This is a genomic window from Bradyrhizobium sp. AZCC 1693, assembly GCF_036924745.1.
Classification (GTDB): Bacteria; Pseudomonadota; Alphaproteobacteria; order Rhizobiales; family Xanthobacteraceae; genus Bradyrhizobium.
The window spans coordinates 6,582,518-6,601,109 of the sequence record NZ_JAZHSD010000001.1; the positions used below are offsets into that span (position 1 = coordinate 6,582,518).

The window sequence follows — 18,592 nt, forward strand, 5'->3', positions numbered from 1 at the left end:
GGAAGGCGCATCGTGAAAGTCTCGATCCTCGACGATTATTTCGACACGCTGCGCACCCTCGACTGCTTTCGCAAGCTGGCCGGGCATGACGTCACGATCTGGAACGATCACGTCCAGGATGTCGACCAGCTTTCGGAGCGTCTGCGCGATACCGAAGCGCTGGTGCTGATCCGGGAGCGTACGCACATACGCACGCCGCTTCTGGAGCGGTTGCCGAAACTGAAACTGATCAGCCAGCGCAGCGTCTATCCGCACATCGACATCGACACCTGCACCCGGCTCGGCATCGTCGTGTCATCGGGCCAGCACGCCGACACGCCGTCTTACGCGACCGCCGAGTTCACCTGGGGCCTGATCCTGGCGGCGATGCGCGCCATTCCGCAGCAGATGGCGGCGCTGAAAGCCGGCAAATGGCAGATCGGCGTCGGCCATACCCTGCGCGGCAAGACGCTCGGCATCTACGGCTATGGGCGGATCGGCGCCGTCGTCGCCGGCTACGGCAAGGCGTTCGGCATGAACGTGCTGGTGTGGGCGCGCGAGCCTGCGCTCGCGAAGGCGCGATCCGATGGTTACGAGACCGCAAGCTCCAAGGCTGATTTCTTCGAACGATGCGACGTGCTTTCGCTGCACATGCGCCTGGTCGACGCCACGCGCGGCATCGTCAAGGCAGAAGACCTCGCGCGCATGAAACCCTCGGCGCTCCTGGTCAACACCAGCCGAGCGCCGTTGATCGAGCCGAACGCGCTGGTCGATGCGTTGCGCGCCGGCAGGCCCGGCATGGCGGCGATCGATGTCTATGAGAAGGAACCGCTCCGCGACGTCAACGATCCGCTGCTGACCATGGACAACGTGGTCTGCACGCCGCATCTCGGCTACGTCTCGCGCGATGAATACGAAATCCAGTTCACGGATATTTTTGACCAGATCCTGGCCTATGCCGCGGGAACGCCGACAAATGTCGTCAATCCGGATGTGATGTCCAGACGGCGCTGATGCGGCAAGCGCGAGGGGCGTGGGTGGGCGAGGGACGCCCCCGGCCATGACGAAAACCGGGGCGCCCATGCGCCGCAGGCCCCCTTAATCTTCTGGTTTGCGGGCCCGGTTTTCGATACCGTTCAGACAAACGATTTTCCGAGAAGGCGCACAATGACCGGCACGCACGACCACAGCCATTCCCACGATCACGATCATTCGCATGGCGATACCGAGCGCTGGAAGCATGACGGCGTCCGCGTCATTCCCGGCAATCAGCTCGATCCCAACGTGCCGTCGACCGCGGGCATGGACCGCAAGGCCGCGATCAATTTCGCCCGCGTCGGCGCGCAGAAACTATGGGCGGGCACGGTGACGATCCGGCCCGACGCCAAGACCGGCGCGCATCATCACGGCCATCTCGAAAGCATCATCTATGTCGTGAAGGGCAAGGCGCGGATGCGCTGGGGCGAGCACCTGCAATTCACCGCGGAAGCCGGCCCCGGCGATTTCATTTTCGTGCCGCCCTACGTGCCGCATCAGGAGATCAATGCCAGCCGCGACGAGGTGCTGGAATGCGTGCTGGTGCGCAGCGACGGCGAGGCGGTGGCGATCAACCTCGACATCGAGCCGGTGGAAAAGCCGGAGACCGTGCTGTGGGTCGATCCGGTGCACCGGGATCCCGCCGAGAAGAAGTAAAAGCAACACACGCCGCCGTCGTGCGGATGGCGCGGGGGGAATCCCATGAAGCTTGTTCGCTACGAGAGCGCGGGCCATGTCGCCACCATCACCATGGATCGCGCCTCGTCACACAACGCGCTCAATAACGCGTTGTGTGACGAACTGCGCGAAGCCTGGCTTCGCTTTCATGAAAGCGACGACCGCGTTGCGGTGCTCGCTTCGTCCGAAGAGAAGTATTTTTCGGTCGGCGCCGACGTCAGGGATCTCCCCGTCAACATGTGGCACGCGGTGCCTGGATTGGGCGTCGAACTCGACAAGCCGGTTATTGCCGCAACGTCCGGATGGGTCGTCGGCGGCGCCTTCGTGCTGGTGCAGATGGCGGACATGTGCGTGGCGTCGGAGACGACGCGCTTCATTTATCCCGAGGGCAAGATCGGCACCACAGCCGGCGGCATCTCTTCGGTGATGGCGCGCATGCCGCACAAGATCGCCATGGAGTTTCTTTTGGTCGGCGAAGAGATGTCGGCTGAGCGTGCCTACCAGATCGGCTTCGTCAACAAGGTCGCGCCGAAGGGGCAGCATGTCGCGCTCGCCCAGGAGATGGCGGCCAAAATCGCCGCCAACGCGCCGCTCGTGGTCCGGGCGCTGAAGAAACTGGCCCGCGACGCCATGCCCAAAGGGCCGCTGGAAGGGGTCGCCGAGGTGCGCCGGCTGCTCGATGCCGTCAGGGACAGCGAAGACCTGAAGGAAGGCGTCAAGGCGTTCGCCGAAAAACGCAAGCCCGACTTCAAGGGCAAGTAGCAGATCGAGGGGCGCATTCGCGCGACCCGGCCTGATCGCGCGATCGTGTTCGCGCGGCGCGACGCGCACCTGCTTTCAGAACGGATATCCGCTGCTAAACTTCGTCCAAGAAAAGATGTGACGCAGAATGTGACGCGGGGATGAAGCGATGACGAATTCCGAAAATCTGATGGCGCGGCGCACGGTTCTCAAAAGCCTCGGTCTTGGCGTGGCAGCGACCGCCGCGATGCAGGCTCAGGCCGCCACCGCCGTTCCCTCCGAAGGCGGCGAAATATGGAGCAACGAATACTGGACCAAGAAGGGCGACATTCCCTTGTGGATGTTTCGCAAGCGGATCGGCGCGCCCAAGCCCGGCGAGCCGGCGCGGCCTGTCGTGTTCTTCGTCCACGGTTCTTCAGTGACGTCGCGGGTATTCGATCTCAACGTGCCCGGCAAAGGCGAATATTCCGCGATGAACGAGTTCGCCCGCTACGGCTTCGACTGTTGGACCATGGATCACGAGAATTACGGCAAGTCCGGCCGCACCTCGGGCAATGCCGATATCGCCAGCGGCGCTGAGGATTTGAAGGTCGCAGTCGAACTGATTGTCCGCGAGACTGGACAACAGAAGTTGCACTTCGTCGGCGAATCTTCGGGCGCGCTGCGCGCCGGCGCCTATGCCATGGTCGTGCCCAAGCGCGTCGATCGCCTGGTGTTTGCCGCCTTCACCTACAAGGGCGAAGGATCACCGACCCTGACCAAGCGCGCCGAGCAGCTTGACTATTTCCGCACCCACAACATGCGCAAGCGCGACCGCGACATGATCCGCTCGATCGCGACCCGCGACAAGCCCGGCACCTCTGATCCAGCCGCCATGGAAGTGCTGGCAGACGCCGAGATGCAGTTCGGCGACCAGATCCCGACCGGCACCTATCTCGACATGACCGCCAATCTGCCGGTCGTGCATCCGGAGAAGGTGCTGGCCCCGGTGCTGCTGGTGCGCGGCGAGTATGACGGCATCGCTACCGTGGCCGATCTCGAGGAATTTTATAACAAGCTGCCGAACGGCGACCGCCAGTTCATCATGCTGCCCGGCATCGCCCATTCGGTGACGCTGGCGATCAACCGGCAATTGTTCTGGCATGTGACGCGGGCGTTTCTCACCATGCCGACACCGATCGCGACGTGACGGGGGGCCCGGCGCGAGGCCGGACGTGACCGCGCCGGAAATCCCGGAAAAAAAACTCAAACGGCATGTCGGCTCGCCGCCCGCTCGCTCGTCCTTGGGTGGAACCCCTCCAAAGGAGCCCAATATGGCCAAGATGATCTTCGTCAACCTGCCGGTCGGCGATCTCGCCCGTTCCACCGCCTTCTATCAGGCGATCGGTGGCGAAAAGAACTCGCAATTCTCCGATGACACGGCGTCCTGCATGGTGTTTTCCGACACCATCCACGTCATGCTGTTGACCCACGACAAGTATCGGCAGTTCACCTCGAAGAAGATCGCCGACGCCAAGGCCACCAGTCAGGTCCTGATCTGCCTGTCTGCCGACAGCCGCGACGCGGTGGATGATGTGGTTGCAAAGGCGCAAGGCGCGGGCGGCGGCGCCGATCCTGGCCCGAAGCAGGATTACGGCTTCATGTATGGCCGCAGCTTCGAAGATCCTGATGGTCACCACTGGGAGGTGATGTGGATGGATGTCGCCGCCGCGCAATCCGCCATGGCCCAGGCCTGATCCCAAGCCTGATCCCAAGCCAGATCAGCTTAACCCGTCACAATCCGGAGTTCTCCGATGTCCAAGATTTCCCCCTGCCTGTGGTTCAACGGCGAGGCCGAGGAGGCCGCCAACCTCTACGTTTCACTGCTGCCCGATTCCCGGATCGAGATAGTCCAGCGCAACCCGATGGATAGGGCCGGCGCAAAGGCCGGCGCCGTGCTGGTGGTGGAGTTCACGCTGGCCGGCCAGCGCTTCATGGCGCTGAACGGCGGCATGAAGATGGAATATACCCACGCCGTCTCCTTCAAGATCGACTGCGCCGATCAGGCCGAGGTCGATCGGTTGTGGGATGCGCTGTTGGCAAATGGCGGCGAGGAAGGAAAATGCGGCTGGCTGAAGGATCGCTACGGCGTATCCTGGCAGATCGTGCCGAGCGTCATGCTAAAATACCTCGGCGGTGCGGATAAGGCCGGCGCGCAGCGCGCGATGCAGGCGATGATGGGCATGGTCAAGCTCGACATCGAAAGCCTGAAGCGCGCGTATGAGGGCAAGAGCGCGGCGTGAGCTGCTTGCTTACCTCGCCCCGTTCTTGACAGCCGCTGTTGCGGGGAGAGGTCGGATTGCAAAGCAATCCGGGTGAGGGGAGTCTCCGCGAATCTGCTCTTTCGAGTTTGCGCGCGACGCAATCGTTGCAATTGACCTGCTCGTTGACCCCCAGGGAGTACGTTCGGTGGGGTCGCTGCCGTCATCGACGATGACGGGGGCCGCGTCCGCATATTGCATCTTGCTGCAAAACGTCCATGGCGGATTGTTGCTGTTCTTGATCGTCGACCTGCCGCCGCACCCGTCGGTTGGTGATTGCGGAATCGAAGTGCGTTCAACGCGATGGACATAAAAATCTGGAGACATCACATTCAAGTTGCCGCAATGTCATATCGTCCCCTGATTCCGTGCCAGATTGTCCGTGAAGCCAACAGACCCATCACATTCTGTTTCACCAAATTCGATGATGCGCACGGGCATCATCGCGGCAGTGCTTTTTGTTCTCGCGCATTTCGCGATGCTGATCGGCGTCACCACGCCGGAGAAGTTCTATTTCGACGAAGTGCATTATGTGCCGGCGGCGCGGCAGATGCTCGAGCCGGTGATGCCACAGCCGATGCTCAACCCGATGCATCCGCCGCTCGCCAAACAATTCATCGCGCTGTCGATCCACTCGTTCGGCGATGGGCCGCTGGGCTGGCGCTATCCGGGCGTATTGTTCGGATCGCTCGCCATCGTCGCGGTGTATCTGTGCGGCCTGGCGCTGTTCGCAGCGCAGGGGCCGGCCATCGCGGCGAGCCTGCTCGCCTTTTTCAACCAGATGCTGTTCGTGCAATCGCGGATCGCGATGCTGGATATTTTCGCGCTCACCTTCGGCCTGTTCGCCGTCGCCGCGTTCATGCATGGCTTTCGAAAGCAGCGGCCGCATCTGTGGTTCGCGCTTGCCGGGATCGGCTTCGGCCTGTCTGTCGCCTGCAAATGGAGCGGGCTGTTCGTGCTCGCGGTCTGCATCGTCATCGTCGCCGTGATCCGGCTGATGCGAGGCTGGCGCACCCAATTCGCCGACGCCCGGTCTGATGACTGGTACCGGCCCGATCTCTGGCCCGGCTTCAAGGCCTGGCACTTTGCGGCGTGCTTCATTCTGATTCCGGCCGCCGTCTATCTCGCGACGTTCATTCCGCTGTACGGATTTTCGATTCCGGATATTCTGGAAGCGCAACGGCGGATCTTCCGCGATAACACCACGACCGCGATCGCGGGCCACATCTATATGAGTTCATGGCCGTCCTGGCCGTTCCTGGTGCGCCCGGTCTGGTATCTCTTCGACAAGATCGGCGACGACCGCATTGCCGCCGTGGTCTTCCTCGGCAACCCGCTAATCCTGTGGCCGGCGCTGATTGCGGTCGCGATCTGCCTGCGCGACTGGATCGTGACGCGGCGCGTGGATGCATTTCTGGTGCTGGCGTTCTACTTCGGCCCCTATCTCGCCTGGGCGCTGCTGCCGCGAACGTTAGGGTTTATTTACTATTACCTGCCGGCCGCGACCACCGCGAGTCTTGCGCTGGTCTACGCCTTGAAACGCGGCAGCATGCCGGGATGGCTGCTATGGGCCTATGTTGCAGTTGGTTTTGCCGGCTTTGCCGCAATGTTGCCGATATCGGCCGCGTTCATAGGTACTTCGATGGCGACGTTCAGCCGCCTGATGATCTTCCAGAACTGGATTTGAGACTACCCGCGCGGCCGAGACGCTTAACGAGTAGTTACCCGAGCAGTCCACTTGTACGGGTCATGGGGTCGCCGTAGATTCGTCGTTGCGTTGAGTCTCGAATCCCCGTTTTAAGGAACGACCGACTTGTTGGGCTTCTTTGAACGTCTGCTCGATTCGTCGATGTTCTCACCGCACGGAATATGCCTGCTTTGGGAACCCCAGTTGATCTGGCTCCACGTCGCGTCGGATATCGTGATTGCCTCCGCCTATTTCTCGATTCCCGTGGCGCTGTCGATCTTCGTCTCGAAGCGCCGCGACGTGGATTTCGGATGGGTGTTTTGGGCGTTCGCGCTGTTCATCATGGCGTGCGGCGTCGGCCACGTGATGTCGATCATCACGCTTTGGTATCCGATCTATGGCGTCGAAGGCATCGTCAAGGCGATGACCGCCGCGGCGTCGATCGTGACGGCGGCGATGCTGTGGCCGCTGTTGCCGAAAGTGCTTGCGCTGCCCTCGCCATCGCAGCTTCGCGCCGCCGAAGTGGCGCTGGCGCAGGAAGGCGTGTACCGGCGCGAAGCCGAAGACATGCTTCGACAGTCTCAGAAGATGGAAGCGATCGGTCAATTGACCGGCGGCGTGGCGCACGATTTCAACAATCTGCTCACGATCATCAGCGGCAATCTCGAGATTGCCGATCGCTGTTTGCATTCGTGGAGCGACGCCGCGCGTGAACGATTGACGCGCGTGATCGCCAATGCCGCGAACGGCGCGCATCGCGCGGCGATGCTGACGCAGCGCCTGCTGGCGTTTGCGCGGAGGCAGCCGCTCGATCCTAAACTGACCAACGTCGGTCAATTGATCGCCGGGATGTCGGATTTCTTCAGGCGAACGCTGGGCGAGAACGTCGAGCTCGAAGTCGTGGAGGGAGCCAGCCTATGGCAGATCGAGGTCGACCCCAGCCAGCTGGAAGCGGTGATTCTCAATCTTGTCGTGAACGCCAAGGACGCCATGAACGCCAAAATCTCGGGCGCAATGGCCAACAGCGGCAGGCTGACGATCGAGACCAGCAACGTCTCCGTCGACGAGGGCTATCGGCAACAGAATGCAGGCGTGCCGGCCGGGGATTATGTATTGATCTCGGTGAGCGATACCGGTTCCGGAATGCCGCGGGAAGTCCAGGAGAAGGCGTTCGATCCGTTTTTCACGACCAAGCAACCGGGGCAGGGCACCGGCCTCGGATTGAGCCAGGTCTATGGCTTCGTCAAGCAATCCGGCGGCGAGATCAAGATATACAGCGAGGTCGGGCATGGAACGACAATCAGGATCTATCTGCCCCGCGCCGCCGCCTCGCCCGAGACCGACGGACAGAGCGATGCGCCCGTGGTCGGCAGTTCGGGGAGCGAGACCGTCCTGGTGGTCGAGGACGAATGCGATGTGAGGTCGTATCTGGTCGAGACGTTAAAGGACCTGAACTACCGCGTTCGCGAGGCGGCGAACGGCGGGGCCGCGCTGGCGCTGTTCGACGCCAATCCGTTCCGGATCGATCTCTTGCTGACCGACATCGTGATGCCAGGCCTGAACGGCCGCGAGCTGGCTGATCAGCTGCATCATCGCCAGTCGGGCCTGAGGGTCCTGTTCATGACCGGCTATTCGCGGGATGCGATCGTGCATCAGGGCCGGCTGGATCCCGGCGTGTCGCTGCTGCAGAAGCCCGTTACCCAGGCCTTGCTGGCGACAAAGATCAGGGAGATTCTCGACAAGGCGTAGGCCGCAACGGATCGGCGAGCCGTCGTGTCGTGTCGCGATAGCGACAAATGAAAATCCGCCTGCCGCAAGCGGCAGGCGGTTGGTTTTTCAAGACCTCACTTGGACGCGGTCTTGGTGTCCATATTGACGACCTGAACGCGGCGGTTGGCCGGGTCCATCGGCGCATTCGCATCCTTCGGCCTGGTCTTGCCGTAACCGACGGTCACGAGGTTGGAACCGGTGATGCCGTACTTCTCGGTCAGGTACTTCTTGATCGTGTCGGCGCGACGTTCGGAAAGATCCTGGTTATACGCCTCGCCGCCGATCGCGTCGGTATGACCGGCAACCACGAAGGTCGAACCCTTCAGGCTCGCATCGGAGAGCGCCTTGCCGAGTTCCTGCACGGCTGTCACTGAGCCCTTGCTGATGTCGGCCGAGTTGTAGTCGAACTGGATCTCGAGATCGATCTTCGGCTTGCTCGCGGCAAGTTCCGCAATTTCCTGGCGCTCGCCGAGCGACAGCGACCGCGTCTTGCGGTTGCGCAGCGTATTGACGAAGCTGGTTTCCTTGGCCTGTACGGCGGCGTCCACCGGCTGCTGCGGGCCGGTCGAAAGGCCGCGGGTCACGCCCGGCTTCGGCTTCAGAGCGTCCAGGATCTTGGCGGCCGAGACGGTGTCGCCGGCGGCAGCCAGGCCGGCCGTCATCGACAGCGCGGCGCCGATAGTCATGATGGAAAGAAAGCGGGTCATTGTCCTAATCCTCATTGTTAAACGCCTGCAAAGCGTGGCGTGCATGACGTTTTGATGCTGCGAGGATAAGACGGGTTCAAAGCGGGCAATGTGATTCAAGTCACATTGATAACGCCAGCTTTCCGTCTAGGGCTGGCTTTGAGTGAGCATCGCAGGGCTTCCGGAAGTTCGATGGAGGCTACTCGTGCTGTGCAGCGATTCGAAGCGCAGCGATCCGGCGATCTCAATGCCCCGCAGCACAACGCACTGCAGTGACTGGACGGGTGCGGGCTGGCATCCGGAGTCTTACGGGATAGGCGACCGCTGCATCACTTCCCGCCGCTGACTTCAGAAAAGAAAAACTGTGTGCCGTCGCGCCAGCGCCGATCTCTGGACAACAAATCGGCCAGATGCGCGCCTAGCAAATCTGCTCACAAAAAAATCTGAAGAAGAATTCGTTCGGGGCAACCAAACGGGCGGGGCGGGTGTTACAGTCAGTCAAGCGTCAGCGTGAGTACCAGGGCTATCGTGCCAGCGCATCGGAGCCTGCCGGTTCCGGAAGTTCAATGCCAACACTGATCGGCGCGGCGATGATCGCCGCTGCAATTTTGCTGTCGACGCTGATCAACGCGCTCGGCAGCCGCTATGTCGGGTTTGAAAGCCCGACAGAGGAGAGCGCGTGGCTGGTCGATCGTCTCACCGGCCATGTCTATAAATGCCATGCGCCCCAGCCCGGCCGCGCCTCCTGCGAGGCCGAGATCGCAACCGGCAGCGTAGGCGAACGGCCGAAGCGCGAGAGGTGAGTTCGCGCCGCGCGCCGGCGATCACGGAACCCGGGACTCCCCCAACGCGCGAATCTCGCTACATTGCCGTGCGATGCCCCGCGCGACTGAACCCCGCCCCCTGACCAAGACCGAGGCCCGGCGAATCTGGCTGCATGCCCAGCGGCTCGATACGAACGAGCCGTTCGGTGCCGGACCGCAGGCGGTTGCGGCGGCGGTGGACCATCTCGGCTATGTGCAGATCGACACCATCCACGTCATCGAGCGCTGCCATCATCACATTCTCTATAGCCGTATCCCGGCCTATGCCCGCGCCGACCTACGCCAGGCCCAGAGCGCCGACAAAAGCGTGTTCGAGTACTGGACGCACGCGCTGTCCTATGTGCCGGCGAAGGACTTTCGCTTCTTCGTCCCGGCGATGCGGGAGCACCGGCGCGAGGGCCACCGGTGGTTTGCTTCCGTCAAGCCGGAGGACACCCGCAAGGTGATGCGGCTGTTGCGGCGCGATGGCGCTCTCACCATCCGTGACATCGAGGACGACGTCCTGACCGAGAAGGAACATCTCTGGCAGAGCCGCAAACCCTCGAAGCGGGCGCTGCAGCTTGCCTTTTACACCGGCGAGGTCACGATCTCCGAACGCACCGGCATGCTCAAGACCTATGAGCTGATGACGCGGCATTTCGGCTGGGACAAACCGCCGAAGCCGGCCTCGGCGGCTGAACTCACCGCCTACCTGCTCGACCGCGCGTTACGCTCGCAGGGCATCGTCAGCCTCGATTCCATCTGCCATCTCGACGCGCCGAGCAAGGGCGCGGTGCGGCGCCTGATCGACGCGCGGGTGCGGCGCAAGGAATTGGTGCCGGTCGCGCTCGAAGGCGCCGGCAAGCAGGAGCATTGGGTCCGGCCGGAAGTGCTGGAGGCAGATCGGCCGGCAGATGCGGGCGATGGCCCGGTGCACATCCTCTCGCCGTTCGATCCGCTTGTTATCCAGCGCAAGCGCACCGAATTGTTCTTCGACTACGGCCACCGCTTCGAGGCCTATGTGCCGAAGGAAAAACGCCTGTTCGGCTATTTCGCGCTTCCGGTTCTGGCAGGCAGCGACATCGTCGCCGCCATCGACCTGAAGACCGACCGCCAGAACAAGAAATTGCTGATGCAGAAATGGAGCTGGGTCGGCAAGGGCGCGGCGCGGGCCGCGCGCAAGGACTACAAGCGCCGCATCGAGGAAGAACTGGATCGCTTTGAGCGGTTTCAGTTGGCGGAATAGGGTTTCGTTCAGGAACCCGGCGCCACCGGGTTGGTTAGTTCCATGTCAGGAAGCCCGCGGGAGGGTGACATGGCCAAGGATAAATCGATTCTGAAAAAGTTCACCAACACGGTGAAAGGCATAGCCAGCACCGCGACGGAAGCTGCAAGCCGGGCGCTGAAGGCGGATGAGCCGGGCTTGAGGGCCGACGAACGCGCGCTGGCCTATGTGCCGCTTGCTGCCGACGGTCTTGTTTCCGATCCGCTGATGGTACCGCCGGTCGCAGCCGCGCCCGTACGGCGAAAGCGCGCGGTGAAGAAGCGGCGCAGCGCCCCGGCAGCCAAGGCAACGAAAGCCAGGGCGGCCAAGGCAGAAACGACGAAGTCCATGAGCTCGAAGCGTACGGCCAAGAGGGCCGCCAGCAAGAAATCGAGCAACAAGAAGTCCGGTCCTGCGCGCAAGGTCGCAAGGAGCGCCAAGAAGAGCGTTCCTACGAAGACGCGCAAGAAAGCTCGCCGCGTCCGATAAATGACGGCGGGTTTCGGCCCGTAAGAAACGAAGTAGTCGCATAGCCCGGCTGCGGCTCCATCCAGGCTACTTTCGCCGGGGTGGGCAGTTAGGCGGGCATGACTTCGGCCATCCCGTCGCCATCGGTTTTCGGAAAAGCAATTACCCCTTAACCCATTCTCCATCACGAAATGATGACCACTGACGAATGTTGACATTCGTCAGTACGCATTCAATACTCTTCATCAGATCCTGCGATGGAGAGTCCGATGTTCGCCCGTTCCATTTTCTCTAGCTATTACAGGCTCTTGACAGGTGCGTCGCTGGCCTTTGCGGTATTTGCGCTGGCCGGTTGCAATGAAAAGGCGGCTGAAACGGCCGCTCCCGGACGCCCGGTTCTGATCGCCACGGTGCACTACGCGGCCGAGACGCCGGAGCGCAGCTTTGTCGGCACCATCCGGCCCCGGATCGAGACTGACATGGGCTTCCGGGTTCCCGGCAAGGTCGCGAGGCGCCTGGTCGAGGTTGGCCAGACCGTCGATGTCGGCCAGCCGCTGGCTACTCTCGACGAGGTCGATCTGAAGCTGCAGGCCGAGCAGGCGGAGGCCGAATTCCGCGCCGCCACCGGTGTGCTGGCGCAGGCTGGCGCCGCCGAGCAGCGCGCCAAGGATCTGCGCGCCAAGGGCTGGACCACCGACGCTCAGATGGATCAGAGCCGCGCCGCGGCCGATGAAGCGCGCGCACGCCTTAGTCGCGCCGAGCGGCAGGTCGAACTCACCAAGAATTCTCTGTCTTATGCGACGCTGCTGGCCGACAGCCGCGGCGTCGTTACCGCGACCCTGATCGATCCCGGCCAGGTCGTGGCCTCCGGCCAGACCGCGGTCCGCGTCGCGCGCTTTGCCGAGAAGGAAGCCGTGGTCGCCATCCCCGAGACGCTGGTCGGCCGCGCCAAGGCCGGCACGGCTACCGTGACGCTGTGGTCGGATTCGGAAAAGAAATACACCGCGAAGCTGCGCGAGATCGCGCCCTCGGCCGATCCGGCGACCCGGACCTATCTTGCAAAATTCTCGTTGCCGGAAGCCGACGACAAAGTCTCGCTCGGTATGACCGCGACGCTGACGCTTGCGGATGCCGCCACCGAGCGCGTCGCAAAGCTGCCGCTGTCGGCGTTGTTCAGCCAGGGCAGCAACCCCTCGCTTTATACCGTCGATGATGCCGGCGCGGTGAAGCTGCAGCCGGTGGTCGTGAAATCCTATGAGAGCGATGCCGTCGTGATCGCAGGCGGCGTCAATGAAGGCGCCAAGGTGGTCGCGCTCGGCGTGCAGAAGATCGATCCGGCCCAGAAGGTCCGGGTGGTCTCGGCGCTATCGTTCTGATCGTCATTGCGAGCGCGGCGAAGCAATCCATCGTGCTGCAAAGAAAGTGCGGGTTGCTTCGCTTCGCTCGCAATGACGCTGCAAAAGATTTTGGAAGTTGGAGAGTGACATGAAGCGCTTCAATCTCTCGGGCTGGGCGGTGAGCCATCCGACGCTGATCCTGTTCTTGATGATCATGCTGGGCGCTGCCGGTTTCTTCTCCTACCAGCGGCTTGGCCGCGCCGAGGATCCGTTCTTCACGGTGAAGGTGGTCAACGTTTCGGCGATCTGGCCGGGCGCCACCGCCCAGGAAATGCAGACCCAGGTCGCCGACCCCATCGAGAAGAAGCTGCAGGAGCTGCCGTTCTTCGAGAAGGTGCAGACCTATTCAAAGCCGTCGTTCACGGCGATGCAGGTCACGTTCAAGGACTCGACCCCGCCGAAGGACGTGCCCTATCTGTTTTATCTGTTGCGCAAGAAGCTCGCCGACGTGCAGGGCCAGTTGCCCGCAGGCCTGCTCGGGCCGACCGTCAACGACGAATTCTCCGACGTCGATTCCATTCTGTACATGATGACCGGCGACGGCGCTGATTACGCGCAGCTCAAGAAGACCGCCGAAGGCATGCGCCAGCGGCTGTTGAAGGTGCCTGGTGTCACCAAGGTCAATCTCTACGGTAACCAGGACGAGCGCATCTTCGTCGAGTTCTCGCACGCCAAGCTCGCCACGCTCGGCATCACCCCGCAGGCACTGTTCGATTCGCTGGCCAAGCAGAACAACGTCACGCCCGCCGGCACGGTGGAAACTTCCTCGCAGCGCGTGCCGCTGCGCGTCACCGGCGCGCTCGATGGCGCCAAGGCGGTGGCGGAGACGCCGGTCGAAAGCAATGGCCGCGTGTTCCGGCTCGGCGATATCGCGACCGTCACCCACGGCTTCGTCGATCCGCCGACCTTCGTTGCCCGCCAGGAAGGCAAGCCCGCCATCGGCATTGGCGTGGTCACCACCAAGGGCGCCAACATCCTCGAACTCGGCAAGGACGTCGAGAAGGCGACCAACGATTTCATGAAGGCGGTGCCGCAGGGCATCGAGGTCGAGCAGATCGCCGACCAGCCGAAGGTGGTCGAGCGCGCCGTCGGCGAGTTCGTGCATTCCTTCATCGAGGCGCTCGCGATCGTGCTGTTCGTCTCTTTCGTGGCGCTCGGCTGGCGCACCGGCATCGTGGTCGCGATGTCGGTGCCGCTGGTGCTCGCCATCGTCTTCGTCGTCATGAATGCGATGTCGATCGACCTGCACCGCATCACGCTCGGCGCCTTGATCATCGCGCTCGGCCTTCTGGTCGACGACGCCATCATTGCAGTCGAGATGATGGTGGTGAAAATGGAACAGGGCTGGGACCGCGTCCGCGCCGCGTCCTTTGCCTGGGAATCAACTGCGTTTCCGATGCTCACGGGGACGCTGGTTACGGCCGCTGGCTTCCTCCCCATCGGCTTTGCCAATTCGGCGGTCGGCGAATATGCCGGCGGCATCTTCTGGATCGTGGCGATCGCGCTGGTCGCTTCCTGGTTCGTCGCGGTGATCTTCACGCCTTATATCGGCGTCAAGCTGCTGCCCAACATCACTGTGCACCACAACCACGATCCGCACGCGATCTATGAGACGCGGATCTATCGCGGCTTGCGCGCCGTGGTGCAGTGGTGCGTCGATCATCGTGTGAAGGTGGTGCTGGCAACCGTCGGCGTGTTCGCGCTCTCGATCGTTGGCTTCGGCCATGTGCAGCAGCAGTTCTTCCCGCTGTCCGAGCGGCCCGAATTGTTCCTGCAGTTGCGCCTGCCGGAAGGTACCGCCTTCAATGTCACGGAAAATTCCGTGAAGAAGGCCGAGGCGCTGCTGAAGGACGACAAGGATATCGCGACCTATACCTCCTATGTCGGCCAGGGTTCGCCGCGCTTCTGGCTCGGCCTCAATCCGCAACTGCCGAACGAGGCCTTTGCCGAGATCGTGATCGTCTCAAAGGACGTCGAAGCCCGCGAGCGGATCAAGGCGCGGCTGGAGAAGGCGGTCGCCGAGGGTGATCTGAGCGAAGCGCGCGTGCGCATCGACCGCTTCAATTTCGGCCCGCCGGTCGGCTTCCCGGTGCAGTTCCGCGTGATCGGCCCCGACGCCAACACCGTGCGCGACATCGCCTACAAGGTGCGCGACGTCATGAGGCAGAATCACAACGTCGTGGAGCCGCAGCTCGACTGGAACGAGCAGTCGCCTTACCTGAAGCTCGTGGTCGATCAGGACCGGGCGAGGGCACTCGGCCTGACGCCGCAGGACGTCTCGCAGGCGCTGGCCATGCTGATCTCGGGTGCGCAGGTCACCACCATCCGCGACGGCATCGAAAAAGTTGGCGTGGTCGCGCGCGCGGTCCCGTCCGAACGGCTCGATCTCAAGAGCGTCGGTGACCTCACTGTGACGTCACGCAACGGCGTCGCCGTGCCGCTGCAGCAGATTGCCAAGATCGAATATTCCCACGAGGAGCCGATCATGTGGCGGCGCAACCGCGACATGGCGATCACGGTGCGAACCGACGTCGTCGACGGCGTCCAGGCGCCCGATGTCACCAACCAGATCTGGCCCAAGCTGAAGGAAATCCGCGATCATCTCGAGCCGGCCTACCGGATCGAGCCGGGCGGCGCGTTCGAGGAATCCGCCAAGGGCAATGCCTCGATCTTCGTGCTGTTTCCGCTGATGGTCATGGTGATGCTGACGCTGCTGATGATCCAGCTGCACAGCTTCTCGCGGCTGTTCCTGGTCTTCCTGACCGCGCCGCTTGGCATCGTCGGCGCCTCGCTCGGCCTCAATGTCGCCAACCAGCCGTTCGGCTTCGTGGCGCTGCTCGGGCTGATCGCGCTGGCCGGTATGATCATGCGCAACGCGGTGATTCTGGTCGATCAGATCGAGGCCGACGTTTCCCAGGGCCTGACGCGCAAGGAAGCCATCGTCGAGGCCACCGTCCGGCGTGCCCGCCCGGTGGTGCTGACGGCGCTGGCGGCGATTCTCGCCATGATTCCGCTGTCGCGCTCGGCCTTCTGGGGCCCGATGGCGATCACCATCATGGGCGGGTTGTTTGTTGCAACCTTCCTGACCTTGCTGTACCTGCCGGGTCTCTACGCCCTGTGGTTCAGGAAGAGCCTGGAAGAAAGCGGCCAGGTCGAACAGCCTGACGTTGCGCCGCAACATCAGATCAAGGGCCCGCACGCAATTCCGCTTGCCGACGCGGCAGAATAATTGAACATTGAGAGCTGACATGACGCTGATTTCGGAACACATCGAGACTGACACCCGGGAAAGGATTCTCGTGGTGGCGGAGCGTCTGTTCCGGCAGATCGGTTATCAGAAGACCACGGTCGCCGATATCGCCAAGGAACTGCGGATGAGCCCCGCCAACGTCTATCGCTTCTTCGATTCGAAGAAGTCGATCCACGAGGGCGTGGCGCGAACCCTGATGGGCGAGGTCGAGATCGAAGCGCGCCGGATTGCGGCCCAGCCTGGTCCGGCGAAACCTCGCCTGCGCGAGCTGCTCAAGACCATCAATCGGATGAACACGGAGCGCTATGTCGGCGATGCCAAGCTTCACGAGATGGTCGAGATTGCGATGGAGGAGGACTGGGACGTCTGCGTCGCCCATATCGAGTGCGTCACCGGCATCATCGGCCAGGTGATCGCGCAGGGCGTGGCGTCCGGCGAGTTCGAGGCCCCCGACCTGCCGTTGGCCGCGCTCTGTACCTGCACCGGCATGATCCGCTTCTTCCACCCGCAGATGATCGCGCAGGCCGTCAACAAGCCCAGCGCAACGATCGACCAGATGGTCGATTTCCTTTTCAAGGCCCTTGAGCCGCGTAAGGCGAATTGACCGTCGTTCCGGGACGGTGCTAACGCAGCGGAGCGCTTGTCCGCCTTCGCTCTCTGAGCTTCGGCGGACAAGTCGTCGCAAGTGCGCCCTAGCGCAAACGCTTCGCGTTTGTCGTAGGCAATGACGACAAGGACCGACCGGAATGGACGCCAAGAGCCAGAAAGACCTGCATTTCTACGAACCGAAGAACGGCCACGGCCTCAAGCACGATCCCTTCAACGCCATCATCGCCCCGCGCCCGATCGGGTGGATTTCCTCGCGCGACGGCAACGGCAACATCAATCTGGCGCCTTACAGCTTCTTCAACGCCTTCTGCTACGTGCCGCCGATCATCGGCTTCTCCTCGACGAACTGGAAGGACAGCGCGGGCAATATCCAGGACACCGGCGAATTCGTCTGGAATCTCGCCACCATGGATCTGGCGAAGCAGATGAACGCGACGGCGGCGCACGTTGCCCGTGATGTCGATGAGTTCAAGATCGCGGGGCTGACGGCCGCACCCTGCAAGCTCGTCAACGTGCCCCGTGTGGCGGAAAGCCCTGTTGCCTTCGAATGCAAGGTGACGCAGATCATCCAGTTGCAGGGTGCCAATGGCGACAAGGCGCAGGCCTGGCTGACGCTGGGCGAGGTCGTCGCCGTGCACATCGACAAGGCCTTCATCCAGGACGGCGTCTATCAGACCGGGCTGGCTCATCCGATCGTCCGCGCCGGCCGCCGCGGCGACTATTTCGAGATCAAGCCGGAAAACATGTTCGAGATGATCCGGCCGGATTGAGTCCATCTCGCCGTCACGGAACTCCGCACCGTCCAAATCTTTATCAGACAGTATTTTGGAGATTTGCCGATGATCCGCTTGTTTGCCGGAATGATGTTGCTCGTCTGCCTTGTCTGTCCGGCCTTCGCGGGCCTCGATGCAGCGGCGATCAACAACGCCGAATTCAAGGGCAAGCTGGCGGGCGACGACAAGATCAATCCCGTCATCGTCAAGGCGCAGGTGCTGCTTGACCGCGCCAGCTTCTCGCCCGGTGAGATCGACGGCAAGCTGGGCGAGAACGCCCAAAAAGCCCTGAGGGCATTTGCCGAAGCCAAAGGCCTGGCCGTGAGCAACAAGCAGCCGCTGACGTCCGAAATCTGGGGCGCCTTGCTGGCCACCGGATCGGATCCGATCGTCGTCGACTACAAGATCACGGAGAAGGACGTCAAAGGGCCGTTTCTGAAGAAGCTGCCTGCGAAGATGGAAGACCTCAAGGGCCTGAACTCGCTCGACTACACCAGCCCGCGGGAAGCCATCGCCGAGCGGTTTCACATGAGCGAGGCATTGCTCGCGGCCCTCAACCCCGGCAAGAAATTCGACGAGGCCGGTCAAACGATCGCGGTGATGAACGTCGCGGTCAAGGAGAGCAAGTCAGCCGTGACGCGTGTCGAAGTCGACAAGACGTCCCAAACCGTCAAGGCCTTCGCGAATTCCGAACTGATCGCCTTCTTTCCCGCAACCGTGGGGAGCGAGGAGAAGCCGAGCCCCAGCGGCGTCCTCAAGGTGATCTCGATCGATGCAAATCCGTATTATCGCTACAACCCGGATTACAAGTTCAAGGGAGTCAAATCCAAACGAGCCTTCAAGATCAAGCCCGGCCCCAACAATCCCGTCGGCTCCCAATGGATCGGACTTTCAGCGGAAGGTTTTGGCATTCACGGAACGGCGAATCCGTCAAAGGTGAGCAAGGCGGAGTCGCACGGCTGCGTGCGCCTCACCAACTGGGACGCTGACAAATTGGCAAGGCTCCTCAAGAAGGGCGTAGAGGTCGTCTTTATCGAGCGCGAAGCGGCCAACAAGAAGTGATCGCAGGCGCGATGTCATCGCCGCGACGCTGGTGATAGGCTTCGTCATCGAATGAAGCGCAAAGATCGTGTCGGATGTCATCGGAATTTT

General features: G+C 62.3%; 17 protein-coding genes. 16 read left to right on the plus strand and 1 reads right to left on the minus strand.

All coding sequences use genetic code 11. From position 1 onward, the window contains the following. The first annotated feature begins 12 nt into the window (after positions 1–12). The 8 genes from V1293_RS31365 to V1293_RS31400 all read left to right on the plus strand — a co-directional run bounded on the left by V1293_RS31365 (position 13) and on the right by V1293_RS31400 (position 8,169). On the plus strand, positions 13–993 hold the full coding sequence (locus V1293_RS31365; protein WP_334515035.1) for a D-2-hydroxyacid dehydrogenase family protein: 981 nt from the start codon (positions 13–15) through the stop codon (positions 991–993). Between the two features lie 153 nt (positions 994–1,146). Then, positions 1,147–1,671, plus strand: a complete 525-nt coding sequence (locus V1293_RS31370; protein WP_108522144.1) for a cupin domain-containing protein — start codon at positions 1,147–1,149, stop codon at positions 1,669–1,671. A gap of 45 nt (positions 1,672–1,716) precedes the next feature. Then, on the plus strand, positions 1,717–2,454 hold the full coding sequence (locus V1293_RS31375) for an enoyl-CoA hydratase/isomerase family protein (RefSeq protein WP_334515038.1): 738 nt from the start codon (positions 1,717–1,719) through the stop codon (positions 2,452–2,454). A gap of 148 nt (positions 2,455–2,602) precedes the next feature. Beyond that, the gene (locus tag V1293_RS31380; RefSeq protein WP_334515040.1) at positions 2,603–3,622 is read left to right on the plus strand and encodes an alpha/beta hydrolase; all 1,020 of its coding nucleotides are present in this window, start codon (positions 2,603–2,605) and stop codon (positions 3,620–3,622) included. A gap of 124 nt (positions 3,623–3,746) precedes the next feature. Continuing rightward, positions 3,747–4,169 (plus strand): VOC family protein, encoded by a 423-nt coding sequence (locus V1293_RS31385; RefSeq protein WP_334515041.1) that lies wholly within the window; start codon positions 3,747–3,749, stop codon positions 4,167–4,169. 57 nt (positions 4,170–4,226) lie between these two features. Beyond that, positions 4,227–4,715 carry a VOC family protein gene (locus V1293_RS31390; protein WP_334515042.1) on the plus strand — a complete coding sequence of 163 codons (489 nt, stop codon included), beginning with the start codon at positions 4,227–4,229 and terminating at the stop codon, positions 4,713–4,715. Between the two features lie 442 nt (positions 4,716–5,157). Continuing rightward, the gene (locus tag V1293_RS31395) at positions 5,158–6,420 is read left to right on the plus strand and encodes a phospholipid carrier-dependent glycosyltransferase (RefSeq protein WP_334515043.1); all 1,263 of its coding nucleotides are present in this window, start codon (positions 5,158–5,160) and stop codon (positions 6,418–6,420) included. A gap of 204 nt (positions 6,421–6,624) precedes the next feature. After that, positions 6,625–8,169 (plus strand): ATP-binding protein, encoded by a 1,545-nt coding sequence (locus tag V1293_RS31400; RefSeq protein WP_334515044.1) that lies wholly within the window; start codon positions 6,625–6,627, stop codon positions 8,167–8,169. A gap of 95 nt (positions 8,170–8,264) precedes the next feature. On the opposite strand, the gene V1293_RS31405 is transcribed toward V1293_RS31400, so the two are convergent. Then, positions 8,265–8,897 carry an OmpA family protein gene (locus V1293_RS31405; protein WP_334515046.1) on the minus strand — a complete coding sequence of 211 codons (633 nt, stop codon included), beginning with the start codon at positions 8,895–8,897 and terminating at the stop codon, positions 8,265–8,267. 545 nt (positions 8,898–9,442) lie between these two features. Between V1293_RS31405 and V1293_RS31410 the strand changes: the two genes are divergently transcribed. The 8 genes from V1293_RS31410 (at position 9,443) to V1293_RS31445 (ending at position 18,502) form a co-directional block, all read left to right on the plus strand. Beyond that, positions 9,443–9,679 carry a hypothetical protein gene (locus V1293_RS31410; RefSeq protein ID WP_334515048.1) on the plus strand — a complete coding sequence of 79 codons (237 nt, stop codon included), beginning with the start codon at positions 9,443–9,445 and terminating at the stop codon, positions 9,677–9,679. Positions 9,680–9,752: 73 nt separating this feature from the next. After that, on the plus strand, positions 9,753–10,925 hold the full coding sequence (locus V1293_RS31415) for a winged helix-turn-helix domain-containing protein (RefSeq protein WP_334515050.1): 1,173 nt from the start codon (positions 9,753–9,755) through the stop codon (positions 10,923–10,925). A 69-nt stretch (positions 10,926–10,994) separates the two neighbouring features. After that, entirely contained in the window at positions 10,995–11,432 is a 438-nt protein-coding gene (locus V1293_RS31420) for a hypothetical protein (protein WP_334515052.1), read from the plus strand. A gap of 248 nt (positions 11,433–11,680) precedes the next feature. After that, positions 11,681–12,787, plus strand: a complete 1,107-nt coding sequence (locus V1293_RS31425; protein ID WP_334515054.1) for an efflux RND transporter periplasmic adaptor subunit — start codon at positions 11,681–11,683, stop codon at positions 12,785–12,787. Positions 12,788–12,896: 109 nt separating this feature from the next. After that, on the plus strand, positions 12,897–16,037 hold the full coding sequence (locus tag V1293_RS31430) for an efflux RND transporter permease subunit (protein WP_334515056.1): 3,141 nt from the start codon (positions 12,897–12,899) through the stop codon (positions 16,035–16,037). 19 nt (positions 16,038–16,056) lie between these two features. Beyond that, the gene (locus V1293_RS31435; RefSeq protein ID WP_334515058.1) at positions 16,057–16,662 is read left to right on the plus strand and encodes a TetR/AcrR family transcriptional regulator; all 606 of its coding nucleotides are present in this window, start codon (positions 16,057–16,059) and stop codon (positions 16,660–16,662) included. Positions 16,663–16,804: 142 nt separating this feature from the next. Further along, complete coding sequence (locus tag V1293_RS31440) at positions 16,805–17,437, plus strand: flavin reductase family protein (RefSeq protein ID WP_334515060.1); 633 nt, start codon at positions 16,805–16,807, stop codon at positions 17,435–17,437. A 69-nt stretch (positions 17,438–17,506) separates the two neighbouring features. After that, positions 17,507–18,502: a L,D-transpeptidase family protein gene (locus tag V1293_RS31445; protein WP_334515062.1), complete on the plus strand. Its 996-nt coding sequence runs from the start codon at positions 17,507–17,509 to the stop codon at positions 18,500–18,502. Positions 18,503–18,592: the final 90 nt, after the last annotated feature.